Annotated in this window: 23 protein-coding genes and 1 pseudogene; 1 reads left to right on the top strand and 23 read right to left on the bottom strand. The window is 42.6% G+C overall.

Features of this window, described 5'->3' with window-relative positions; all coding sequences use genetic code 11:
- Positions 1 to 19 precede the first annotated feature (19 nt).
- The 15 genes from C1A07_RS14555 to C1A07_RS14480 form a co-directional block, all read right to left on the bottom strand.
- Positions 20 to 655: an ATP-binding cassette domain-containing protein gene (locus tag C1A07_RS14555; RefSeq protein WP_101877732.1), complete on the bottom strand. Its 636-nt coding sequence runs from the start codon at positions 653 to 655 to the stop codon at positions 20 to 22.
- Between the two features lie 21 nt (positions 656 to 676).
- Positions 677 to 1,864 (bottom strand): M14 family zinc carboxypeptidase, encoded by a 1,188-nt coding sequence (locus tag C1A07_RS14550; protein ID WP_101877731.1) that lies wholly within the window; start codon positions 1,862 to 1,864, stop codon positions 677 to 679.
- A gap of 198 nt (positions 1,865 to 2,062) precedes the next feature.
- Entirely contained in the window at positions 2,063 to 4,177 is a 2,115-nt protein-coding gene (locus C1A07_RS14545; RefSeq protein WP_101877730.1) for a polyribonucleotide nucleotidyltransferase, read from the bottom strand.
- A 179-nt stretch (positions 4,178 to 4,356) separates the two neighbouring features.
- Positions 4,357 to 4,623 (bottom strand): 30S ribosomal protein S15, encoded by a 267-nt coding sequence (gene rpsO, locus C1A07_RS14540; protein WP_101877729.1) that lies wholly within the window; start codon positions 4,621 to 4,623, stop codon positions 4,357 to 4,359.
- Between the two features lie 151 nt (positions 4,624 to 4,774).
- Positions 4,775 to 5,605, bottom strand: a complete 831-nt coding sequence (gene larE / locus C1A07_RS14535; RefSeq protein ID WP_101877728.1) for an ATP-dependent sacrificial sulfur transferase LarE — start codon at positions 5,603 to 5,605, stop codon at positions 4,775 to 4,777.
- Entirely contained in the window at positions 5,595 to 6,914 is a 1,320-nt protein-coding gene (gene larC, locus C1A07_RS14530) for a nickel pincer cofactor biosynthesis protein LarC (RefSeq protein ID WP_101877727.1), read from the bottom strand. The genes larE and larC overlap by 11 nt, the downstream gene beginning before the upstream one ends.
- Positions 6,911 to 7,660 (bottom strand): nickel pincer cofactor biosynthesis protein LarB, encoded by a 750-nt coding sequence (gene larB / locus C1A07_RS14525; RefSeq protein ID WP_101877726.1) that lies wholly within the window; start codon positions 7,658 to 7,660, stop codon positions 6,911 to 6,913. The genes larC and larB overlap by 4 nt, the downstream gene beginning before the upstream one ends.
- Before the next feature lie 12 nt (positions 7,661 to 7,672).
- Positions 7,673 to 8,278: an ABC transporter ATP-binding protein gene (locus C1A07_RS14520; RefSeq protein ID WP_101877725.1), complete on the bottom strand. Its 606-nt coding sequence runs from the start codon at positions 8,276 to 8,278 to the stop codon at positions 7,673 to 7,675.
- Entirely contained in the window at positions 8,275 to 9,213 is a 939-nt protein-coding gene (locus C1A07_RS14515) for an ABC transporter ATP-binding protein (protein WP_101877724.1), read from the bottom strand. Before C1A07_RS14515 ends, C1A07_RS14520 begins: the two co-directional genes overlap by 4 nt.
- A 43-nt stretch (positions 9,214 to 9,256) precedes the next feature.
- Positions 9,257 to 10,108, bottom strand: a complete 852-nt coding sequence (locus tag C1A07_RS14510) for an ABC transporter permease (protein ID WP_101877723.1) — start codon at positions 10,106 to 10,108, stop codon at positions 9,257 to 9,259.
- Positions 10,108 to 11,109 carry an ABC transporter permease gene (locus tag C1A07_RS14505; RefSeq protein WP_101877722.1) on the bottom strand — a complete coding sequence of 334 codons (1,002 nt, stop codon included), beginning with the start codon at positions 11,107 to 11,109 and terminating at the stop codon, positions 10,108 to 10,110. The genes C1A07_RS14510 and C1A07_RS14505 overlap by 1 nt, the downstream gene beginning before the upstream one ends.
- A gap of 25 nt (positions 11,110 to 11,134) precedes the next feature.
- Entirely contained in the window at positions 11,135 to 12,742 is a 1,608-nt protein-coding gene (locus C1A07_RS14500; RefSeq protein WP_101877721.1) for an ABC transporter substrate-binding protein, read from the bottom strand.
- Between the two features lie 234 nt (positions 12,743 to 12,976).
- A complete protein-coding gene (locus tag C1A07_RS14495; RefSeq protein ID WP_101877720.1) occupies positions 12,977 to 13,894 on the bottom strand; it encodes a LysR family transcriptional regulator in 918 nt (305 codons plus the stop codon).
- 11 nt (positions 13,895 to 13,905) lie between these two features.
- On the bottom strand, positions 13,906 to 15,282 hold the full coding sequence (locus C1A07_RS14490) for an MATE family efflux transporter (protein WP_101877719.1): 1,377 nt from the start codon (positions 15,280 to 15,282) through the stop codon (positions 13,906 to 13,908).
- 274 nt (positions 15,283 to 15,556) lie between these two features.
- A complete protein-coding gene (locus C1A07_RS14480; RefSeq protein ID WP_101877718.1) occupies positions 15,557 to 16,729 on the bottom strand; it encodes an SAM-dependent methyltransferase in 1,173 nt (390 codons plus the stop codon).
- Between the two features lie 359 nt (positions 16,730 to 17,088).
- On the opposite strand from C1A07_RS14480, the gene C1A07_RS14475 reads away from it, so the two are divergent.
- Positions 17,089 to 18,222 carry a DUF362 domain-containing protein gene (locus C1A07_RS14475; protein WP_101878161.1) on the top strand — a complete coding sequence of 378 codons (1,134 nt, stop codon included), beginning with the start codon at positions 17,089 to 17,091 and terminating at the stop codon, positions 18,220 to 18,222.
- A 77-nt stretch (positions 18,223 to 18,299) separates the two neighbouring features.
- Here the strand turns inward: C1A07_RS14475 and C1A07_RS14470 are convergent, their stop codons facing one another.
- The 8 genes and pseudogenes from C1A07_RS14470 to C1A07_RS14435 all read right to left on the bottom strand — a co-directional run bounded on the left by C1A07_RS14470 (position 18,300) and on the right by C1A07_RS14435 (position 24,912).
- The gene (locus C1A07_RS14470; protein WP_101877717.1) at positions 18,300 to 19,199 is read right to left on the bottom strand and encodes a patatin-like phospholipase family protein; all 900 of its coding nucleotides are present in this window, start codon (positions 19,197 to 19,199) and stop codon (positions 18,300 to 18,302) included.
- A 73-nt stretch (positions 19,200 to 19,272) separates the two neighbouring features.
- Positions 19,273 to 19,857, bottom strand: a complete 585-nt coding sequence (locus tag C1A07_RS14465; RefSeq protein WP_101877716.1) for a rhomboid family intramembrane serine protease — start codon at positions 19,855 to 19,857, stop codon at positions 19,273 to 19,275.
- Positions 19,854 to 20,570 (bottom strand): hypothetical protein, encoded by a 717-nt coding sequence (locus C1A07_RS16505; RefSeq protein WP_242972329.1) that lies wholly within the window; start codon positions 20,568 to 20,570, stop codon positions 19,854 to 19,856. Before C1A07_RS16505 ends, C1A07_RS14465 begins: the two co-directional genes overlap by 4 nt.
- 37 nt (positions 20,571 to 20,607) lie before the next feature.
- Complete coding sequence (locus C1A07_RS16500; protein ID WP_242972328.1) at positions 20,608 to 21,774, bottom strand: hypothetical protein; 1,167 nt, start codon at positions 21,772 to 21,774, stop codon at positions 20,608 to 20,610.
- Positions 21,775 to 21,836: 62 nt separating this feature from the next.
- Positions 21,837 to 22,286: a hypothetical protein gene (locus C1A07_RS14455; protein ID WP_101877715.1), complete on the bottom strand. Its 450-nt coding sequence runs from the start codon at positions 22,284 to 22,286 to the stop codon at positions 21,837 to 21,839.
- Between the two features lie 141 nt (positions 22,287 to 22,427).
- Positions 22,428 to 22,586 carry a TraX family protein gene (locus C1A07_RS16805; RefSeq protein WP_242972371.1) on the bottom strand — a complete coding sequence of 53 codons (159 nt, stop codon included), beginning with the start codon at positions 22,584 to 22,586 and terminating at the stop codon, positions 22,428 to 22,430.
- Positions 22,587 to 22,903: 317 nt separating this feature from the next.
- A pseudogene (locus C1A07_RS16580) lies at positions 22,904 to 23,158 on the bottom strand (MobA/MobL family protein); the annotation flags it as partial.
- A 413-nt stretch (positions 23,159 to 23,571) separates the two neighbouring features.
- The gene (locus C1A07_RS14435) at positions 23,572 to 24,912 is read right to left on the bottom strand and encodes an ATP-binding protein (protein ID WP_101877712.1); all 1,341 of its coding nucleotides are present in this window, start codon (positions 24,910 to 24,912) and stop codon (positions 23,572 to 23,574) included.
- Between the last annotated feature and the right edge of the window lie 35 nt (positions 24,913 to 24,947).

Raw genomic sequence — 24,947 nt, 5'->3', positions numbered from 1 at the left:
AATCACTCCTCCTTTTCCCTTACAGCTTCTCAACCAGCTGCTCTACAGGAAATCTGCAGGGCAGAGGCGTTAAAATCCCATTTTTCATAATGTAAATCACTTCACAAAGCTTCAGCTCTTCTATTTCATGGGATGTGAGAATCACTGTTCCTCCTTGTTTCATATATTGCTTCAGATAATCTGATATTATCTGTTTGCAAACTAAATCCAGGGCGGCTCCCGGCTCATCCATAATTAAAATCCTGGCCTGATCTGCCAGGGCGCAGGCAATAGAAAGCCTTTTTTTCATTCCTCCTGAAAGCTTTCCCGCAGCCATGCGGCTGTACTGAGACAATCCCAGCATAGCCGCCGGCCCCTGTTCTAAATCCTTTTCTGTCTCCTTTTTATTTCCCCTGTGCCATAAAATCAGATTGTCTTTTACTGACAACTCTTCCATCAAAGGATTTTCCTGGGGAACATAGGCAGTCTTTTCTGTATGCCTGACTGTTCCCCTGTCGGCTTTTGCGGCTCCTGCCACAATGGACAAAAGAGTAGTTTTTCCGCAGCCGTTAACTCCAACGATTCCCGTGCACTTTCCAGGCTCCGCTGTAAATGAGGCTCCTTTTAATATTTCTCTATTCCTGTAACTTTTGTATATTCCCGTTACTTCAACCATAAGCCTCTCCCTTGTTTCATTTTAATGCTCCCAGGCATATTTTAAAACAGCCGCCCAAATACTTTTATTCTGAGACCAAACCCTGGGCCACTGTGAAACAGGTAATGGACAGGAAACATTTCCCACCTCTAAGGTAATGCTGGGCACCGGATTATTTTTAATCTGAAGCCAGTCTTTAAAACCGCCTGTACCGTCTGAATTTAAAATCTGATATCCAGTTATGGCGCTGGCAGCTTGGGCCAGCTCTTTAGACTGGGCTTCTACCTTGTTGCCGTTAATATCCCAATAGATTACCTCTCCCATAGAGTGAAAATTAATGACTGCAGACCAGTTTCTGCTGTCCGCCAGCTGTATTAAAGCTGCCGACTCTGGCTCTGAGCCTGGATTTGTCCCCTTGTATCCTGTGTAGGAGGCGTGGCCTGGTGAATTTACTACCTGATCCCAGTAAGCGTCAAAATTTCTGTTTAAGTCTACTCCTCTGGCGTTGCTCTTCCAATAAGGAAGGTATAAATCAAAGGGCGTGGCAGTTCTGTTTTCTTCCATGTCCTTTTCGTGACCGGCCTGAATCACCTGCTGAAGCTCTGTAGATCTGACAGATGAAAGTCCAAACTGGCTGATGGACACTCCGTCAGGATTTACCATAGGCAGAAAATGAATCTGCACCTGGTCAAACATAGAGGCCAAAGACTGTCCCTGATAGCTGGCTGTATTATAAAACTCCAAAGCGGCCTCAGCCTGCTTCATTACCAGCAAAGGAATCATATATTCTCTCCCGTGAATGCCTCCCTGAATCATAACACTCTTTCCTGCATTAGGGTTTCCCACTATTATATCATATAATGCTCTTCCGTCCAAAGAAGTCCCATAGCTTTGCACCTGCATGTGGCTTCCGTATTTGCTTTGCAACGTCTGTATATCCTGCACCATTTGCTCATAAGAGTACTTTTCTGCAATTTGAACAACCGGGCTGGCTACCTCCAAGGCTGCAAATCCTGTATCTACAGCGTAGGAGCCTGTTTCAGCGCCGCCAGTATTATCGCCAGTGTTTTCTAAAGTCCCCTGGTCCAGAAAAGCTCCCGGGCCTACGGCGTTTTCCTGGCTTTCTGTCTGAGCCTCTCCTCCCGGACCTTCCGCCCACAGAAGGTTTGGACAGCTTATTGACATAAAAAAACCAAGGAGTAATCCCCCTGCAATTTTTTTATATTGCATGATATTCACCTCGTATTATCTTTCATGTTTAATACTTTACCACATTTTGTCATGCAAAACCCTTACACTTCTCTTACAATTTATATAACGCAGACTGCTTTGCAGGCAAGTATAAACTTACATTTTCCTGAGAATTAAAAAATGGCCGCCGCCGGCAAATCTGTCTATTACAGATATCTGCCGGCAGCAGCCCTTTGTTTATTCCTGGGTTTCCTCTGTCTTTTCTTCCAAATCAGATGGTTTAATACTTAAAGCGATTCTGCCCATACGGTCGATCTCAATTACCTTTACCTTTACTTCATCGCCGATATTTACTACATCTTCTACTTTTCCAACTCTCTTATCTGCAAGTCTGGAAATGTGGATCATTCCGTCCTTATTTGGAGCCAGCTCTACAAATGCTCCAAAATTTACAACACGGACAACCTTGCCGGTCATAATCATTCCTACTTCAAGATCAGTAACAATATTTTTAATGATACTTACAGCCTTATTGATCATTTCCTGGTCTGTTCCGCACACATTTACGGAGCCGTCGTCTGAAATGTCAATTTTAACGCCTGTTTCTTCAATTATCTTATTAATCACCTTGCCCTGTTTTCCTACTACGTCGCCGATCTTCTGAGGGTCAATGGTAATCTGAACAATCTTAGGAGCATATTTGCTCAGCTCTTTGCGAGGCTCTCCAATAACCGGCTTCATAATCTCATCCAGAATGTAAAGTCTTGCTTCTCTTGTCTTTGCAATAGCTTCTTCAATAATCGGTCTTGTAAGGCCGTGAATCTTAATATCCATCTGAATGGAGGTAATTCCCTTGTGAGTTCCTCCCACCTTAAAGTCCATATCTCCAAAGAAGTCTTCCAGACCCTGAATATCAGTGAGAACTAAATAGTCGTCGTCTGTCTCTCCAGTTACAAGGCCGCAGGAGATTCCTGCTACAGGAGCCTTAATCGGCACGCCTGCTGCCATTAAGGATAATGTGGAAGCGCAAATGCTGGCCTGTGATGTAGAACCGTTAGATTCCATTGTCTCAGATACTGTACGGATTGCATACGGGAACTCTTCTTCACTTGGCAGCACTGGCAGCAGCGCTCTTTCAGCTAAAGCTCCATGTCCGATTTCACGGCGTCCCGGTCCTCTGGAAGGCTTTGTCTCACCTACAGAGTAGGATGGGAAGTTGTAGTGATGCATATATCTTTTAGATGTTTCATTTTCATCTAATCCGTCTAATTTCTGAGCCTCAGAAAGAGGAGCTAATGTACAGATGTTAAGAATCTGTGTCTGTCCCCGTGTAAACATACCGGAACCGTGTACTCTTGGCAGCAGGTCGATTTCTGCAGCTAAAGGACGGATCTCAGTAATTCCTCTGCCGTCTGGGCGCTTATGATCTTTCAGAATCATTTTGCGGACTGTTTTCTTCTCGTACTGGTAAATAGCCTCCCCCAGCACTGCCAGCCACTCTTCATTTTCAGCAAAAGCCTGCTCCAGCTTTTCTGTGATTGCAGCAATATTTCCCTCTCTTGTCTGCTTGTCGTCTGTAAATACAGCTTCCTCCATCTCCTCCTGAGGAACCATCTGGCTGATTGCTGCAAACAGCTCTTCCGGCACTGCGCAGCTTTCATAGCTGTGTTTTTCCTTGCCGCATTCTGCTACAATTGTATCAATAAATTTAATGATCTCCTGGTTTACCTCATGGGCTTTAAAAATAGCCTGGATCATTACATCCTCAGCTACCTCATTAGCGCCGGCCTCGATCATAATTACCTTTTCTCTGGTAGATGCTACAGTAAGAGCCATATCAGACTCTCTTCTCTGGGCATTAGAAGGATTGATAATAAATTCTCCGTTAATCATGCCAATCTGAGTAGTAGCGCATGGGCCGTCAAACGGGATGTCAGAAACACATGTTGCAATGGCAGAGCCAAGCATTGCAGTCAGCTCAGGGCTGCACTCCGGATCTACGCTCATTACCAGGTTATTTAATGTAACGTCGTTTCTGTAATCCTTTGGAAATAACGGTCTCATAGGACGGTCAATAACACGAGCTGTTAAAATAGCGTTTTCTGAAGCTTTTCCCTCTCTTTTGTTAAAACCGCCTGGAATCTTACCTACTGCATATAATTTTTCTTCAAATTCTACGCTCAGTGGGAAGAAATCAATTCCCTCTCTCGGCTTTGCAGAGGCTGTTGCTGTGGACAGCACAACAGTATCTCCATAATGCATCAGGGCTGCTCCGTTGGCCTGAGCAGCCACCCTGCCTATGTCTACAGTAAGGGTTCTGCCAGCCAGTTCCATTGAAAAACTCTTGTACATACTTTTTTCTCCTTCTACTTTTTACTTACTTTTTCATTTTTAATTTTCAGGCAGAAGGCGCCGAAACTACTGAACAGGCCAAAAAATCCTGTTTTGGACTCTTCAGCGGTCCCGGAAGTCTCCTCTGCCAAAACGAAACGTAGGGTGGAGCTGACTTCTCTCCACCCTAAGCTGTTGTATTACTTTCTGATTCCTAATTTCTCGATCAGTGCACGGTATCCTTCCAGGTCGTTCTCTTTTAAGTAATTCAGAAGACCACGTCTCTGTCCTACCATTTTCAGAAGACCGCGTCTGGAATGATGATCCTTCTGGTTTTTCTGAAGATGCTCTGTTAATTCAGCGATTCTGGCTGTTAAAATAGCGATCTGAACCTCTGGTGAACCTGTATCTCCAGCTTTTCTTCCATACTCTGCAATAATAGCAGACTTCTTTTCCTTTGAAATCATTGTGATTTCCTCCTTTAATAAAATAATCTGACCGTATACCAAGTGATCGGTTGGAGATTCCAGGACACTGGGCATCGGCGTTTAATCATACGCAAACAACTATAACATATGGAATCTGATTTGTCAAAGCATTCTTTTTTACAGCTTTTCATCACAGCTTTTTATCTATATTTTCATCCATACTGCCGCTGCGGAAGCATTCTAAATCTAAAGTAATATAAGAAAATCCCAGCTGCTTTAAGCCTTTCACAATTTCCCCTTTTTTATCCATAAGTTTTTGCATCTGGCTTTCATCAGTCTCAATTCTGGCTACAGGTCCATGAATCCTTAACCGGATATTTCCTTTCGTATATTTCTTCAGAAACTCCTCCCCTGCGGCGATTCTGTCTAATAAATCATAATCTAAAAACTCTCCGTAGGGCAGCCTGGTGGCCATACATGGAGTAGAAGGCCTTTTTGCGGAGGAGATTTTGTATTCTGCCGCCATAGCTTTCACCTCTGCCTTTGTAATTTTACATTCTGCTAAGGGGCTAACAATTCCCAGTTCCTTTAAAGCCTTAATACCCGGCCTGTAAACATGAAGATCATCTTCATTAGTTCCATCCATGCAAACTGAGCAGCCTTTTTCTGCTGCAAATGATTTTAAAGCTGTAAATAAATGACGTTTGCAGAGATAACACCTGTTTATCGGATTATGCCGGATTTCTTCCTGTTCTAATTCATCTATAGACAAAACTATGTGTATGCCTCCCAGCTCCTTTGCCACTGCCGCTGCGTTTTCTCTGTCACAGGCAGGATGCAGCCTGGTGTCAAAGGTAACTGCCCACACCTTTTTTCCTGTTTTTTTTGCTGCCTGGCAGGCCAGTTTTAAAAGCAGGCTGCTGTCTACGCCTCCTGAAAATCCAAGGCAAATATCGCCTTTAGCCGTTTCTTCCATATACTGAATCAGCTGCTTTTGCTTTTCTTTATAATCAGCCTTCATATTTCCTGCCTGCTTCCTTTACTATATGGTAAACCTCCTGAAAGCCCAGCCCTGTTTTTCTGCTGATTTCTTTCACACTTTCATATTCTGGATAACATCTGTATTTTCCCTTATAACCGGCAAGCTTCACCTTTGCCTCCCCCAGGGAGGTTTCCACCATCTGATTTCTTCTTTCTAAAATTGTTCTGTTTACACTGTAGCTTCGGATTCCAATGGTTGTTGTCTCATTAAAAATAATTTCTTCCATTTCCTCCATCTGGTCTTTTCTGCAAAGCACATGAAGCGTACAGGCCGGCCTGTTTTTCTTCATATACACAGGGGAATACCAAACATCTGCTGCTCCGGCCTCTAACAGCCTGTCCATTACATATCCCAAACATTCTCCTGTGCTGTCGTCTATATTAGTTTCCAAAACCTGCATACTTGTATGATCTTTGGCCTGTTCTTCTGAAACTGTCTCTTCTATTATCATGGCCCTGAGAATATTGGCCTGTTCAAAATCCTTATTTCCTGCTCCCAGCCCTATTTTTTTAATAGAATACAGCTTAGGCAGCTGTTCTTTACAGTGGTATGCGGCGGCAATGGCGGCTCCTGTAGGCGTCACCATTTCCCCCTGATTGTCAGTAAGCTTTAAAGGAATCTCATAGGCTTTTACAATATTTGCCGTAGCAGGCACAGGCACAGGCATAACTCCGTGCTGGCAGCGCACATAGCCTGTCCCCTCTGCCAGGGGAGAAACAATTACCTTATCCACATTTAGAGAATCAATTAAATATGCAGCGCTTACTATGTCAATAATAGAATCTATTGCCCCTACCTCGTGAAAATGCACTTGCTCCACAGGCAGACCATGGGCTTTAGACTCCGCCTCAGCCACTATGGAAAATATTTTCCCGACCATTGCCTTTACAGAATCCTTCCCATCCATTCTGTTAATAATCTCCATTACGTCATAAAGATTTCTGTGGACATGGGAATGACTGTGGTGGTGATCGTGGGTGTGATCATGGCTGTGGCTGTGGGCATGGTCATCATCATGGCTGTGATCGTGGCCATCATCATGGTGGTGATGGTGATGCTCCTGGTCATCATCATGGTGGTGGCTTTCTAAATGAACATCAAAATCATATGCGTCTATTCCGCATTTTTCCTTTCTCCCAAAATGAAGATGGTATCCGTCTATGTTTAAGCTGTTCAAGACCTTTAAAAGTCCCTCCTTGTCCCCTCCTAAGTCTAAGAGAGCTCCCACTGTCATATCTCCGCTGATTCCTGAGTAACATTCTAAATATAAAATTTTCTCTTTTTTCATTTTTTCCTTACCGCCAATCTATTAATTTGTGTGCCTAAATATCCTGCGCCGTAGCCGTTGTCAATATTAACTACAGATATGCCGTTTGCACAGGAATTAATCATTGTGAGAAGAGCTGACAAGCCGTGAAAGTTGGCTCCGTAGCCTACGGAGGTGGGAACAGCAATCACAGGATTTTCCACCAGCCCTGCCACGACGGTTCCTAAAGCTCCCTCCATGCCTGCCGCCGCAATAATACAGTTGGCCTTTTCCAGCCTGTGCCGCTGGCTAAGCAGACGGTGAATTCCGGCCACTCCCACGTCGTAAATTCTGTCTACCTGAGCCCCGAAAAATTCTGCTGTCTGAGCGGCCTCCTCGGCTACAGGAATATCTGCCGTTCCTCCTGTGCACACCACAATACAGCCCTCCTTTTCTTTATTTTCCTCCTCTATTTTTAAAATCCGTGATATAGGATCATAGGTAATTTCAGGCAGCACTGTTTTTACCAGCTCATACTGTTCTGCACTTGCCCTGGTTCCCAACACCTGTCCGTTTTTTTCATATAAGGTTTTAAAAATCTGGATTAAATAGGCATCCGGCTTGCCCTGGCAGAAAACAGTTTCCGGAAATCCGGACCGCAGCTTTCTGTGTATATCCAGCTTGGCATATCCTAAATCCTTGTAGGGCAGATCTTTTAACTCCCTCTCCGCCTCTTCCACTGATATTTTTCCTTCTCTTACAAGATTTAACAGCTCTCTTGTATCCACTGTTCATCCTCCTTATTCCTGCAGCTTTACAATTCTGGTACATACTTTTTTCAGCAGCTCCTCAGAATGGCTGACCGCTAAAAGTCCAATCTGCCTTTCCTCTGTCTCTTTCACCAGAAAATTCCATATCTGGCTTCTTGTAATTAAGTCCAGCATAGCAGTAATTTCATCTGCCAATATAAACTTTGTGCTTTCTCCCAAAGCTCTGGCTATGCAAAATCTTTGCAGCTCTCCTCCGGAAAGCTCTATGGGATACCGTTCCATCCAGCCCTCTTCAATTCCCAGCCCTCTTATTACCTGGTCATTTACACGGTCCCCCTCCTGTAAAACTGTTTTCATCTTTCTTTTGGGATTTACTGAAAGCTCCGGATGCTGCCAGATCATCTGTACCGGGCAGTATCCTTTATAGTGAGATAAAGGTTTTCCTCCCAGCAAAACCTGGCCTTTGTCCGGCTTTTCATATCCGGCCAGGATTTTACAGCATGTAGTTTTTCCAAAGCCGCTGGGGGCAATCAAACCTACTCTTTCTCCTGGCTTAATTGTAATGTGCAAATGATTGAATATCATTCTGTTTCCGTTATCATAGGAAAATGAAATGTCCTTCGCTTCCAGCTTCATAGGTTTTCTTCCTTTCCATACAAAACACAGCGGACTCTGCCTCCATTATACCACAAAGCAGGGATTTCTCCTTTACATCTTTCCTCTGCTCTGCTGCATCTTGCCTGATAAGGACAGCCTGCAGGAAGATTTCTCACATAAGGCTGATTTCCAGGCTCTGAAAAGAATCCGTGCTCCGGCATGGCTTTGTACAAAGCTTTTGTATATGGATGGCGCAAGGTTTCCAGAGAATCAAAATCCTTTACATCTGCCTCCTCCACAGCTGTGCCTGCGTAAAGCACTGTTACCCGGTCCGCTACATTTAAAGCCAATTCTAAATCATGGGTAATAAGAAGTACTCCCGCCCCCTGGTCTGCAATTTCCCTAAAATGGCTTAAAACTCTTTTGGCCGCGCTTAAATGCAGTCCAGGCGTAGGCTCGTCTGCTATAACCAGTTTAGGGTTTCCCAAAAGAGCCGTGGAAATCATAATTCTTCTTGTCATGCCTCCTGACAGCTGAAAGGGATAAAGATTTTCTGTATTTTCAGGCAGGCCGTATCTGTTAAGCAGCTGTCTTGATTTATTTACAGACAGCCTATCCTTTTTTCCGTTTCTCACCTGTTTTCCCACCTTCATAAGAGGGTCTAAAAATGACACGCTTTGAGGTACCAGAACCATTTTACTGCCTCTTAGCTCCTCTTTTCTTTTTTGGCTTAAAAGCTCCCCCTCCAGGTATATTTCTCCCTCTAGGGCGGCATTATAAGGCAGCAGACCCAGTATTCCGTGAGCCAGCAGGCTTTTTCCCGACCCGCTGGAGCCTACTACAGCTGTAATCTCTCCCTGTTTAACTGTCACATCTAAATCCCGGATTACAGGCAGCTGTATTTTGTGGAACCATTTTTCATACTGTGTAAATGACACAGAAAAATTCTTTACTTCTAATATTGTATCCTTCATTTGTCACTCCCCTGTAAACTCCTTACCGCCTGAAAATACTATTTTATTCATGGACACTGGCAGGATCAAGCAGCTTTAAAAGCCCCTGTCCCAGAAGGTGAAACGTCATTACCACTGCCAAAAGAAGCAGGCCTGGAAATAAAGCCAGCCACCATTTTCCCATCACTAAATATTTCATACTTTCAGATAAAATAATTCCTATTGCCGGCTGCTCCGGAGGCAGGCCAAACCCTAAAAAGGTGATGCTGGCCTCATGGAGAATTGCATGGGGAAATAAAAGCACCAGGCCTGTAATAAACTGAGGCAGCAAATGAGGAACCATATGGCTGAAAGCAATTTTTAAAGGCTTATGGCCCAGCTTACGGCTGATTTTAATATATACGCTTTCCTTTAGCTGCAGCACCTCTCCTCTGATTAATCTGGCCAGGGAGGTCCAATGTGTTAAGGTGATTCCTATAATTACCCCCCAAAAGCCTTTTCCGAAGGCATAAGAAATCAGCACCAGCAGCAAAATGTGGGGAATCCCCATAACCAGATCAATAAGACCGCAGATAAGACCGTCTGCCCTCCTGCCGAAGACTGCCGCCGCCGTGCCTAATAAGAAGGCGATTACCGCGCTGGTTAAAGCTGTCAGCCCTCCTATGCGGATGCTTACAGAAAGACCTGCCAGTGTTCGTAAAAACATATCTCTTCCCATCCAGTCCGTGCCAAATAAATATTCTCTGCAGGGGCCTATATTCTTCCTGGTAAAATCTGTGGCTAACGCCTGCTCCTGAAGGCCGCTGCCTACAATTGTAATTGTTGCGAGGAATATAAAAGAAACAGCCATAAACAGGCACAAAGTAATGCGGCTGTTCCACCCAAAACTGTATTTACAATTTTCCTTTCCCCCCATTACCTTTTTCTCCTCCTAAGCCTTGGATCTACTGTCTGATACAGCACGTTGGCCGTCAGATTTCCTAAAAATACAATCACAGAGCTGACAACTGTAATTCCCAATAAAAGAGGAACGTCGCTGCCCAGCCCTGCCGTAACTGCTGCCTGGCCTAATCCAGGATAGGAGAAAACCTGTTCTACTAAAACAGAACCTCCAATAATTTCACTGACAGAGGCAAATTGAAGAGTCATGGCAGGCAGTATTACATTTCTAAGTCCATGCCGCCTTACTATAGACCACTGGGAGTCCCCTCTTGCCATGGCGAACAAAGCATAGTCGCTTTCCATAACAGCGGCCATTTTCTCCCTTGTCTGCATAGCAATATTGGAAATCCCTGTAAGACTTAAAGCGGCCGCAGGTAAAAATCCATGAATTACCTTGTCTGCCAATCCAACCTCCTCCTGACTTACCCCTACAGGAATGCTGAAGCCAATGGGAAACCACCGCAGCTTTACTGCAAATACCATTAAAAGCACCATGGCCAGCCAAAAGGCGGGAGCGCTGGCTATAACCAGGGAGTAGGCTGTAATAATTTTATCTGCCTTTCCCCCTTTTTTCTTTCCGGCCAAGATTCCCAGAAAAAATCCTGTAATCCCTGACAGCAGCCAGGCTGCGGCTAAAAGTCCCAGGGAATTGCCTATTTTCTCCCCGATTACTTCCATTACAGGCCGGCGGTATAAAAGAGAAACGCCAAAATCTCCTTTCACTGCTCCCAAAAGCCAGGAGAAAAAACGCTTTATGGCAGGAGTATTAACTCCCCAGTACTCTTCCAGCCTGTGAATCTGCTCCTGGCTCATAGAGCCCAGGGCCGTCTGGCCTACATTTGTTTTTAACGGATCTATGGGAGACACAGCCAAAAGGAAAAAGGCCGCCCCGCTTACCAGCACTAAAAGCACAGTCATGCGCAGTAATTGTTTCCCTACAAAAATCCCTGTTTCTTTATTAAAAAGTTGTTTCATATGTTTTCAGCACATTCTTTCTCAATTATTCCCAGGTCCATTGATCCACATTGTTTACAATAGACCAGCCGTGGCCGTGAGGGTGAAGCTTTTGTTCTGCTACATGGAGGCCTTTTTTAGACCAGTAAAGGTGATCTATATTTACCAGCCATATCCAGGGAATGTCCCCGTCCTGCACAATACCTGTTTCTCCGTCCCACTGGGCTTTTTTCCACAGCTCATAAGATTCCTCTAAATCGCTGCAGGCCAAGGCCTGATCCATGTACTGATCTGTCTGAGGATTGCTGTATGGAGAATACTGGGCATATTTTTTTCCTGACATTGTGTGATAAATATTGTAAAGCTCCATAGGAGTGTGGGCTCCCCAGCCCCACATTAAAGGCTGTGACTGGGCCTTGTCATAGGCAGTCTCCCAGTCCGCCCCCTCTGTCTTTACCTCAATTCCCAGCTCCTTTAACTGGTTGGCCGTGTCTGCCGCCAAAGCCTGGCGCACAGAATCACCTGCAGGATATAAAAGAGAAAATTCTGCCCTTATGCCGTCTTTTTCCCTGATCCCGTCAGCGCCTTCTATCCAGCCGGCAGAATCAAGGAGCTGTCTGGCCGCCTCCTTGTCACAATCTATTTTTGCTTTTTCATTGTACCAGGGCATTTTGTCGCACACGCTGTAAGCCGCAGTTCCATAGCCGTACAGAACATTTTCAATCATTTCTTCTCTGTCAATACCTAAGTTAATAGCCCGTCTTACCTGCACGTCACATGTAAAATCATTGCCTAAAGGCACTCCGTTTTCATCTGTTTCCCCTGAAGGAACAGCAGGCAGGTTAAATCCTCTGTTGTCTACAGTGGCAAAGGAAAGCAGCTCGTATCCTTCTGCCTGCTGGTCGGAATAGGAGGCAGCTGTATAAGCCAGGTCTGCCTGGCCTGCCATTACGGCCGCAAATGCTGCGTCCTCCTCCATAAATAAAATGGTCACTTTTTTCATTTTAACAGGCTCTCCGTAGTAATCTGGGTTGGCCTCCAAAATTATCTGCTGCCCTTTATCCCACTGTTTTAATATGTATCTTCCCGAGCCTACAGGATTCTGCCCATAATCAGGCCCGTAGGCGTGCTCCGGCACAATCCCTACAATAGCCATTGTGTATGGCCAAATGGAGTACGGTCTGTTCATATGAAATTCCACTGTGTCCCCGTCTATAGCCACGGCCTCCTTTAACATAGTAAAATCATTTACAGAGCTTACGTCTCTTAATGTGTTGTATGTAAAGGCCACATCCTCTGCTGTCACCGGTTCCCCGTCAGTGAATTTTCCATCGTTTCTAATGTCTACAGTCCAAATTAAGCCGTCGTCGCTGACCGTCATGTCGGTGGCCAGGTCGTAATCTATTTTTAAATCAGCTGTAGTCACTGTCAGAGTACTTTGAATTAAAGGCTCATGGACATGTTCTCCTGCTCCCCAGCCGTAGGCCGGGTCAAATCCTGCCTCCGGCTCAGAGGTAGGACCCATTACCACAATAACAGAATCTTTATTTTCTTCCTGCTGTAATTCTGAAGTCTGTGTTTTTCCACATCCGGTTATGCTAAGTGTAAAAATAACTGCAGCTGCCGCAGCTTTCCATTTTATATTACATTTCATTTTCCTTATTTTCTCCCCTTTTACATTCTTTAATTATCAGTTAATTATTAGTTTTCAGGCAAACCCGCGCAAAAAGCCAGGAAAGCGTACTCCTTCTGGAATCTCAAGCCTTCCTGGCCTTTTTATTATTATTTTTCAATTTTTCTTACTATTTTCTCATAAACTCATTCTTCTGAATGTACATTTAGCTTTTGCCAAAAATTAGTTTTATTATATCGAAAACATTTGTTCTAGTCAATAATCTTTTCTTCCCTGAAAAATGTTTCTTGCTATTTTTATAAATTCTTTCTGAGCCAGATTCTGATAAGCGGCTTTTCTGTAAACTGCCACCACCTTCCATGTAACAGGTGTTTTATCCAAAGAATATGTATTAAACCTTTGAGCTCCCTGAAACAGGCGCACTGTCATCTCCGGAACCATAGTAATCACAATTCCCTCGGCAGCCATGCGCAAAGCTGTGGAATTGCTGTTTGTCTCAAATGCAATCACAGGCTCTATATTATGGCTGGAAAAAATTTCTTCACATTTTCTTCTGCCGCCATGCCCCTTTTTCAGCACTGCAAAAGGCATGGTTTTAATTTTTTCCCAGTCAATTACATTGGCGTACCCGTCCAGGCACCAGCTTCTGTCAATCACTCCGTCCCCTGTGACTAAAACCAGCTCCTCCTCATAAATCTCTTCATATGCAAGCTCTGAGTCTAAGTTTCTTTCTGGAATAAAAATCACGTCTAAACGTCCCTGGCTTAGCTGTTCCAGCAAAAGGTCCGTGTTATACTCTGCTGTTTGAATCTCCACCTCCGGATACTGCTTTTTAAATTCCTTCAGCACAGGCGGCAGCATATATCCGCCTCTCTCCCTGGGAATGCCAACTACAATCTGACCTTTCTGGCAGCCTGCAATATCCTCCAGCTCCTTTTTCAGATTATTATTTATATCCAGAATTTGTTTTGCAGCCTCCACACATTTTTTTCCGCTGTATGTTAAAGTTAAAGGGTTAGTACTTCTGTCAAACAGCTTCACCCCCAGCTCTTCCTCTGTTTTAGACAAAAACTGGCTTAATGAGGGCTGGGAAATAAATAACTCCTTTGCGGCTTTCGTAATATTCTGGCACTCCGCCACCTTTACTATATAAGACAACTGTTTAAAATCCATAATATTTCCCTCTACTGCGCCCAGGCCTGCTCTTCCCGCTTAGTAAATTCTTTCAGAATTCCTAAAATAATTAAGGTTGAAATAATAAAGGTGCAGATATCGGCTAAAGGCTGAGCCATCTGAATCCCTATAAGCCCAAAGAAGTGTTCCCCAATAACCAAAATAGGAATTAAAAATAAGCCTTGTCTGGATAAAGATAAAATGGTGGCCCTGACTCCATATCCAATAGACTGGGAGAACATATTTCCCATAGTCAAATACCCGTTTAAAGGCATGGTGAGAATCTGAAGCCTGAGAGCTGTAGTGCCGATATTAATTACTTCTATATCGTCTTTTCGGAACAAACCGATAATATTTCCTGAAAACAGGAACAAAACTACGCTGATTACTAAAAGGACAGCTGTGCTGGATTTTACGCAGAACCAAAAAGCCTTTTTTACTCTATCATATTTCTTAGCGCCAAAGGAAAATCCGCATACAGGCTGAAAGCCCTGGCCAAATCCAATTACCGCAGAATTAATCATATAAATAAATCTGTTTACAATAGCCATAGCCGCAATGGCCGCGTCCCCGTAAGGGCGAGCGGTGGTATTTAACACAATAGTAGCAAGAGAGGCCATCCCCTGTCTTCCTAAGGAAGGCATTCCTCCGTTAATTACCTGACCGTACAAAGAAAGGGACGGTTTAAAGTTTCTCAGTCTGATGGAAATACATTCTTTTCTTAAATTACACTGACACAAAAGTACTGTAAAGCTAATCAGCTGAGAAAGGCCTGTGGCAATGGCCGCCCCTGATGTTCCCATACCCAACCCAAAAATAAAAATCGGGTCCAGTATCATATTTAACACGCCGCCCAGGGTAATTCCCACCATAGCGTAAATAGCCAAGCCCTGAAGTCTTAAAAGATTATTCATAATAAAGGAGCACATCATAAACGGCGTGGCTAAAAATATATACCTGGCGTACTCCACTGCATAAGGCTTAATTGTTTCTGTAGACCCCAGCAGCATAACAATATCTTCCACATGGAATAAGCAGATTCCTCCAATTATGGTTCCTGTAATTAAACCTGTAAAAAATGCTGTAGATGCAATCTGCTCTCCCTTTTCCTGCTGTCCTGCTCCCAGACACCTGGCCATAAAATTTCCGCTTCCCATTCCTATTGTAAAAGAAATGGCCTGAATAATAGCCATGGCGGAAAAAATAATTCCTACTGCCCCAGAAGCGCTGGTTCCCAGCTGGCTTACAAAATATGTATCAGCCATATTGTATATAGAACTGATCATCATACTGATAATAGTAGGAATTGCCATCTGTACAATAACCTTTTCTACCGGCTGGTTTACCAACAGATCATATCGGCTGCTTTCCTGCTTTACTTTTCCCATAATTCTGCCACCCCTTCTTCTGCCTATTTAAATTAAACGTACAATATTATTATTCTATTCTTCAAAACAATAAATGTCAACCAGACTAACCGGCTGACATTTCATATTTTTGTAGGTTTACAATACATGTGTTACACTGACCGTAAATAATCTTTCAGTACCTTGTTAGATGTTTTCCATCCCAAAGGCCCCATGGGAAAGTTATTATAATCTCTGCGGTTATATACCTTTCACTGGGTAAAAAATAGTTTCGCACGCCGTGCTGAACTATTTTTTAATACCATCTGACTAAGGGCAGCTGATTATTTACACCTTTTGAGGCCAGAATCTGATGTATATCCACAATTCCGTTGTGAAATGCAGCTGCGCAGGAGGCCAAATACAGCTCCCACATTCTCATAAATCTGTGATCGAACATTTTGCTGATTTCTTCCCTGTTTTCTTTAAAATTTTTCTCCCAGCAAAGAAGTGTTTTATTATAATGTAGTCTTAGATCCTCCACATCCAACACATGAAAGCTGTCGTCAGCTAAGCAGGATACCATTTCCCTGAGACTGGGAATCATTCCCCCTGGAAAAATGTATTTTTTTATCCACGGGTCCCCTGAGTATTCCTTTAAACCGCTGATAAAATGAAGCAGAAATAATCCTCCGTCTTTTAATACCTGACTGGCGCAGTCTGCAAATAAATGATAGTTTTCTCTTCCCACATGTTCTAACATTCCTACGCTGACCACCCTGTCAAAGCTTTTTCCTGATTTAGGCAAATCCCTGTAATCCATAAGCTCTACCTGCAGATAATCCTCTAAGCCCTCCTCTTTGATTCGCTTTTCAAATTCTCTGTGCTGCTCCTTGCTGAGGGTGATTCCAAGACCCTTTACCTTATATTTCTTAGCTGCCTCTAAAAGTAAAAATCCCCAGCCGCATCCAATATCTAATATATTCATTCCTTCTTTTAAATAAAGCTTTTTTAAAATATAGTCCACCTTATTTACCTGAGCCTGGTAAAGAGTGTCCTCTTCCTTCTGAAAGTAAGCGCAGGAATAGCTCATAGTTTTGTCCAGCCACAGCTTATAAAAATCATTTCCAATATCATAGTGGCTTGTTACCTCTTTTTCCTGGTTCTTTTTAGACAGAGAGGTATTTAAAAGCTTTACCAATGAGCGGCGGTCTGTGGAGAATTTATCCATCTGACTTAAAAACCTGTCTAAAGCATAGTATAAATCCCCTTCTACCTCTAAATTTCCATCCATGTATGCCTCCCCTAAAGCAAGGGAAGTACTGGTCATTAACTGAGAGACCGGAATAGGCCTTCTCACATATACTGTAAAGTCAGGCTGTCCCTGACCCACTGTATATTCTCTTCCATTAAATTTTACAATAAACGGGGAATCCTTAAACTTTCCCAGAAACTTGACCATTGCCTTTTCTTCCATTGTTCCCAGCATTTTGTTTCCTCCTTTTTCCTGCCTGAAATTTACCGTCCCTTTGCCTGTCTTCTATTTTTCTGCTGATTCTTAAAAAAAGCATAACCGCTTTTTTATTCTCTTATTCTGTTTTTCCCAAATTTTCCTGTTTCATTTTCCGTCCGGAAGTTATGCCTGCCAAACAATGCTTCATATTCTTAAAAAGTATTTGACATTTAACTCTCCTAACTTTAGAATACCTGAATAGAATGAAAAATAGTAACACTTGTGAAATACCTTGTGAACTATTTGCTACCCAAAGTTCGTGTTAGCGAGGTTTGGGGTTCCCGTAGTTTTTATGGAACGAGGAACGCGTGAAAAAAAATAAAGGAGTATTTGCCATGGAAAAATCAAAGGTTTATTTTACGGATTTCCGCACTGTCGCTTTTGGAGATGGACTTCCCACAAAGCTGAAAAAGCTGATTAAAAAGGCTGGCATCCAGCAGATAGATATGGATGGAAAATTTGTAGCTATTAAGCTACACTTTGGAGAATTAGGCAACATCAGCTATCTCCGCCCTAATTATGCCAAGGCTGTGGCGGACGTAGTAAAGGAATTAGGCGGACGTCCATTTTTAACAGACTGCAACACTATGTATCCCGGAAGCCGCAAAAATGCCTTAGAGCATCTGGAATGCGCATGGGAAAACGGCTTCACCCCTCTTACAGTAGGATGTCCAATTATAATTGGAGACGGCTTAAAAGGCACAGATGATATTGCCGTCCCAGTACAAGGCGGGGAATATGTAAAAGAAGCTAAAATTGGCCGGGCTGTTATGGACGCCGACGTTTTCATCAGCCTGACTCACTTTAAAGGCCATGAGATGACCGGTTTTGGCGGAGCCATTAAAAATATAGGTATGGGCTGCGGCTCCAGAGCGGGAAAAACAGAGCAGCACAGCGACGGTAAGCCCAGTATTTCACCTGAGGCCTGTAAAGGCTGCCGCAAATGCGCAAAAGAATGTGCCAATAACGGTTTGATTTTCAACCCTGAAACGAAAAAAATGTCTGTAGATCAAAATTCCTGCGTAGGCTGCGGCCGCTGTCTGGGAGCCTGCAATTTTGATGCTATTAATTTTGACAATTACAATGCCAATGAAGTGCTTAACTGCAAAATGGCAGAGTACACAAAGGCTGTTCTGGATGGACGTCCCAGCTTCCACATTTCTCTTGTGGTGGACGTTTCCCCTAACTGCGACTGCCACGGAGAAAACGACGCGCCTATTCTGCCAAACCTGGGAATGTTTGCTTCCTTTGATCCTTTGGCTTTAGATCAGGCTTGTGTGGACGCCTGTCTTGCAGCTACTCCTCTTCCTCACAGCCAGCTGTCTGACAATCTGGCCAGCCCTGGTTTTGTAGATCACCACGATCATTTTACAAACTCAACGCCTGAGTCTGAATGGCGCTCCTGCTTAAATCACGCAGAGAAAATCGGTTTAGGCTCCCGGGCATACGATTTAATTGTTATAAAATAATACATAAAAAGGGGAAGCGCAGATAACCAGAAAAAACTAACTGGTTCTCTGTGTTTCCCCTTTATTTCCCTTTAAATTTACTTCAAAACAGCTTTTCTGATGGCCGGGATCTTTTTCAATGTATATTGGTATCCTGCTTCCATAGATTCTAACATAGCAGAAAATTCTAATAAACCGGCATTTTTAGGCAGTCTGGGTCTGAGAGTTAAAATATCGTCCTGAGAATGGCACTTTTCCAGACTTTCCCCTCTTATGGAAAATGATCTGGTAACTACATCCAGAATTGAGCCGTTTTCAGCCATTTCTGTTTCATTTCCAATATCTACCCCTATAATATTTTTCACTCCCGCCGCAGCCAAAAGATTTACCGGCAGATTGTGGGTTACTCCTCCGTCCACCAGCAAATATCCTCCCATATTTCTGGGGCGGAATATTCCTGGAACACTGCTGCTGGCCATCATAATGTCGCACAGCCTGCCATTTTTCTCCCAACATACCATATCTCCCGACACCTCCTTAGGGAGAGAGGACTTCCTTATTTTTTCTTCCTCTATATCTAAATTAGTATATACCACTGTTCTGCCGGAAAATAAATCTACAGCCGGAATCAGAATCCCCACTTTAGCTTCCTGAATTCTACAGCCATTTGTAAGACTGCAAAGGTACTGGTTCATTTTATTCCCCTTTAAAAAGCCTTTTAAACATACTGGCCGCCTTTCCAGCATCTGAGGAATAAACCTAAGCATCCCCCAATAATCAGGATCTAAATACATATTGCCATACTCTGATAAATATTCTACCTCCTCGCCCAGCTTCCCCGGAGTCAGCCCTGCTGCCAAGCAGCCTGCAATTATACTGCCGGCGCTGGTGCCCGCCACAATATCCGGCAAAAGCCCCTGCTCCTCCAAGGCACGCAGCACCCCTGCGTGGGCCGCTCCTCTTGCACCGCCTCCCGCCAGCGCCAATCCATAATTCATAGGTTTCTACCGTCGATTCTTTTATGGTTATTCCTATTTTATTCCCTATCCTTTTCAGATCATGCTGAAAATTTTATATCACCGCAGAACCTGGCTTCTTATTTAAACAATATCCAATCAGCCCTCCCACAATTCCGCCTACAATGTGGGCCATATTGGAAATATCGTCTTTAACTGTAACCCCCTCTATCACCTGCTGCCCCATAAAAAATATTACTACTAAAATAAATGTAAGAGGTATTTCTCCCCTTTTAAAGCTTGTAAAGGACGACAAGATCATAAATGCAAACACAACGCCGCTGGCGCCGCAAAGAGCAATCTGCGGGAAAAATATGTAGTTAATAATTCCTGTAATTAAAGCTGTCACACCAATAGCCTCCAGCAAAATCCCGGACGAATATTTTTCCTCCAGCAAAGGTCCAAGGAGTAAAATATAACACATATTTCCAATCAAATGCTCCCAGTCAGCATGACCAAATATATGGGTAAAAAAACGCAGATATGTCATAGGAGACATTAAGGACGAGTGGTAGGTCATAAACAGCAGCTGATTTGTTTTCCCTGTAGTAATATACCCCAGCAAAGTTGCGCCAAAGCAAAGAAATACAAAGCCTAATACAACTGGCGCATTGAATTTAATTTTTAATTTTGTATTCATAGTAATTCTCCTGTTTCCTTCTCTGTGTATGCCGTCAATGTATGGCTGATTTCTATTAATACTGTTTTAATGCTATTTGCCATCTGTTCAGCAGAAAGATTATAAATCATTTCCCGCTTTGCTGTTTCTTCCTCAATAATTGGAGTCAGCATATCTCTTGCAAATTGTTCTCGGTCACTGCTTGCAAACATATCTTTAAGAGTCTTTCCCCTAAGCTTATCCCTAAGCTTATCTACAGACTTTTCCGCCTCTTTACTATTTAAAAGATACTCTGAAGCCATATCTGTAAATACGTTCTGGATAATTTCTGCCATCTTGTCTGCATCGTCCTCAATAAAGGTACTGACAACTGTATCGGCAGCTTTTCCCACTGTTGTCCCGCCGACTAATGAACCCATTACGCCGCCAATAACAGTGCCAACTCCCGGCAGAATAGTTGAACCTGCAGCAGCTCCCACAATCCAGCCTCCTGTGCCTCCACCTACAGTTGCAGCAGTACCCGCCATGTTTTTAAGCAACTGTTTTCCGGAAATCCGCTTTCTAAATATATTGGCAATATCAACTGAAGAAAGCACTGCGAATGTTATGCTGGCGGTTATTCCATTCCCGCGAAGCAGCTTGGCGGCGCTTTTCATGGCGGCTGCGCCATAAATAGGCTTAGCTCCTGTTCTAAAAGCATTAATTAAAACTGCTGATGCTCTAGGCCCCATCATTGAAACAACCGCCTGAGAACTGCTGGATAAAGTGCTGTTAAGCCCTGCCTTTGAAAGCTGTGCCGCCAAAATAGAGGTGACAAATGCTGTCCCCCCCTACTTTTAATCCAGAATAAGCTGCCATCTTCACTGCATCTTCAAAATCCTCACCGCTCCACACAGAGGATGCCAAAGCAATCATTGCAGTCACTCCAAAGGCTGACGCAGCGCTTACGATGCCGTTAACAGCATCATACGTCAAAGACTCTATGGTTCCTGCTTGTGCAATATTTTTTGCCTGTGCATAAGTAAAATGACCTTTTCTTACTATATTCTTTGCCTCTTCCGGGTTTGTAATATTTTTCACCTGACCCCTGCGGATTTTCTCTTCCATCGCTTTCAGAGCTTCCTCATATTTATCAGACGGAACCTCAATCTGCATAGGCTTTCCGTCTATCATATACCGGAATGTTCCATTGCCGCCTTCTTCAAAACATGCGTTAATGCAACCAGAGCCTGTAGCACAATATTTAGACTGAATATAAACACCATCCACAACTCTATCAGCGCCGTTCTTTGCATTATCATCTCCTACAATTTCAGCAGCGCGTCCTGTAATATTATCATACAAAGTATTGGCCCTTTCTGCTGTAAAGCCATGCCCCTGACGAGCATGAAATTTTTCCTCCTCATACTGGCTATTTACAGTTTTAAACGCCCCAACTCCTAATCCGCCGGCTTGTGCACCTACATTTTCTATTTTTTCAACTTCCACTGACTGCCTTGTTATTTCAGATGAGTTGTAATCTTTCATTATTTCCAAAAACTCTTTTAATGGCGTTTTATTAAGGAAATGACTGCTAATCGTTATTTGCTTTCCATCATACTGAGTTATTTCTAAAACTCTGTCACAGTCTTTCTCGTATATATTACTTAATTTTATTGTTTTAATATCATCATACCAAAACTTTTTTGGCTTTTCAAAAGTATCTACATAGTATACCTTATCGTCAGTAAAGATATATCCATTCTTGCCGCTCCCCATAACTGTTGTGTCAAAAAATCCAATAATACTTGCCCTATCTATGCCAGAGGCAAACCTCTTAACAGCATGATCAATTTTTTTGCCGGGAATATCTTCTTTTATATGATAAGCAAAACCGTTAGCTATATTTCCCAAATACCTTCCCATTATCTCACATTTCTCTTCATGGTATTTTCCCATATTCTTGTCGTCCTTACTGTCAGCATATATCTTTTCATTCATCAAGTATTCTATATGTATCACTATTTCTTAGCCTTAATTAACAAAGTTTTCCCCACATTCATAATCGGTTTCCTATATGCTATAACTCCTGAGCCCACAACTGCTATTGTTGCTAAAACCTGTATAACATAATTTTTATGCTGTATCTGCTGTTTTTCATAAAACGTTTTATTTTCAGAATCTTTTAAATAACGTTCTCTTTTCATTTCAGCCATTCTATCTCTTATAGACTGACGCTCATCTTCTGACTCTGCCCTTTCCATATTCATTTTTAGAATATCATATTCTATACTGTCTGCCTGCTGAAGAGTTCCTAAATATTCATCATTAGAACTAATAATCTTCGTATCAAATTTTGTAGCGTCTTCTATTGCATTTAAAGCAGCATCCTTATAAATAATTTTGCTTTTCATAGAATCTTCTCTCTTCTTATCATATTTAGAAACTGCATTTGTAATTTTTCCTTTCATAGCTTCCCATCCTCCATAGTTCTTTCATACTTTTTGTCTTTATCGTTTAAATGTCTAATCTGCTTTCCCACTGGGTTTTCTATAATATTCAGCTCTCAAATTCTTAACTTTTACCCATCTGTATTTTTATATAATATTCTGTTATGAAACTAATGTGGCTAAAAGATATAGCAAAGCGATATGAAGGGGATAAAAAATATAAAAGAAGTTTTTCATATTTTTTCCTTTTGTACCATTATACAACATCATCGGTATTGCTGCAAATCCCATTATCCACTGTACGCCTTGTCTGGCAGTCACATATGATATTGCTGATAATAAAAGTGAAAACAGTACAACACTACTTTTAGAATCTGTATCCAATTCTTATTTTTAATTCCAATTACAAACCAATCCCAAAACTGCATATACAAAGCCGCAACAAAAAATGTGCTAAAAGCATTATTCATTAACACAATATTAGGATTTGGAAATACAGCTTCACTACTTACTTTCCTCCTGCTGACACGATTTTACCTGTTCTTGACTGTCCCCTATTCCTTTCAGTAGTTCTTCTGCTTATACTCCATAAAGTTTTGCTAATGCCAATAAATTAGACGTACTAGGGTCCGTCGTTCCCATTTGCCATTAGGATTCAAGGGGCGCATGGTTGTCATCACATGAAAATGCGGGTTGGAGATACCGCTCTTTTCCTTGTCCGGGGTGTGAAAGGCAAGGTCGGCAATCATACCATTTGCCACAAACTGCTCCTGCACAAATTTCCTGGCCAGTTCCATATTTTCTTCCAGCGTCAATTCATTCTGCATGGCAATGTCAAAGGAATAGGCAAGCTGGGCTTGGGGATGTTTCTCGCATTTCTCCACAACATTCCAGCCGCCGCTTGTTGCTCATTCTCGCCATAACCAGCTCCTTTCTCCGCTTCTATCCGTTGTACGCAGATAGGGAATGATACCTCCTGCTTATTTGTTGCTTTTCGGTACGATTTCGGAGCCTTTTGCCATCCATTCAAAGAAAGCAATCTTGCTGACTTTGATAAGCCTGCCCCTGCGGAACACCGGTAAGCCGGGGGTGCATACCAGCTCATAGGCGCTCAATCTTGAAATTCCCATAATCCGCTGGATGTCTGCCACATCCAGAACCAGCGGTAAACCATCATAGCTGCTATTTCAAGAAAGAAGCATTGCAGAGAAAAAAGGCTGTAAAAACAGGAAGAGCCAGCCCGAAAGAATTTACGGACTGGCTGTATCAGCAGAGTAATGTAATTGTTGAATTGTGTGAAATATAGTTATAGAATAATCCATTTTCCTTTTTGGCTGGAACCTTCTCTTTTTATAATTCCAGATTTTTTCATAGATTCCATATAATACTTAACTGTACTATACTTTTCTCCAATGACATCTGCAATCTTTTTCTGAGACAGCGATGGTTCCTCTTGAATCACTTTCAAGATGCATGTAACTACAGAATTATCGTTACCTTGGTTAGCTCGGTCAGTAGCTTGGTTAGTAGCTTGGTCAGTGCTGCTAACCAAGCTCTTGAACATAACCATAATGTCCTCACGTTTAATTGTATATTCCGGCATAGGATTTCCGGCTTCTTTGCAGCTATCCTTGATTTTTTCAATTCCACGTCCCCACGCTTCGATAAAACCAGCTCTAAAAAATGTATTGGCAATCAGAGGATTATACGGTCTTGACCGATGTTTTCCCATCAAATCATTAATTGTCCAATCTTCTGGGAAAATACAATCATTCGCAATATAAATCCGATCTGCATACACACTAATTTGAATTGGAATTAATGCTCCGTAAAATTTGTGTGCAATCGCATTAAAAACAGCTTCCCTAATTGCTTCTTTCGGAAAAGGGTAGGTTTCTACTCTTGTTACTCCTTGATACGAGATATCTGCCTTTAAATATTTCGTAAAAATGAGATCAACCACTTTATCTGCCTGTGAAATTAGTGAACCGTGAATTTCATCCTGATAACGCAGTTCGGAATCCGATTCAAAATAACCAATCTTGATGTATGCTCCTGGTATCCACTTTTCCGGATTATGATGGAACAGCAAAATAGCAGCTCTTTTCAAATGACTATTTTCAAGCAAATTCAAACTGTCCAACAGCTGTTCATTCGTGGCATCAATGTCTTTCTTGTCCATTCGTTTGCTGCGTACTGCCTGTTCACGGAAAATATCGAAACTGTCATTTCTTAAATCCTGTATAGTTACCCCCTGAATCGGCACGCTGTCCCATGTAATTCCCGTTTTCTGTAACAGAAACTGATTTAACGCCTGCCCCTTTAACTGCTGTTTAGTGCTGCCGCTCCGGTAATGATATTCACCCTTGTAATTGACGGGGTAACTATTTGAATTCACGCAAATTTCAATGTAGTCTTTTCCATCTTTAGTCAGCAAATTAACGTCTACAATAATACCAAGAACATCCCGAACTTTATTCGGAATATCTTCCAGTAATTTTTTACTGTCCTGAACACCAATCACCGTGCCGTCATCATTTGTTCCAATATAAATCTTACCGCCCTGTGCATTGGCAAAACCACATATCCATTTAAGATACTCATCTCGCCAAGATTCTTTCCATTCTATATTTTGACTTTCTGCCACACAATCACTCCTCTTTGCCCTTTTAGCATTTTAAT

It is taken from the genome of Lachnoclostridium edouardi, from assembly GCF_900240245.1.
In the GTDB taxonomy this organism is placed as follows: domain Bacteria; phylum Bacillota; class Clostridia; order Lachnospirales; family Lachnospiraceae; genus Lachnoclostridium_A; species Lachnoclostridium_A edouardi.
This window is presented reverse-complemented; position numbering and strand designations above follow the sequence as displayed.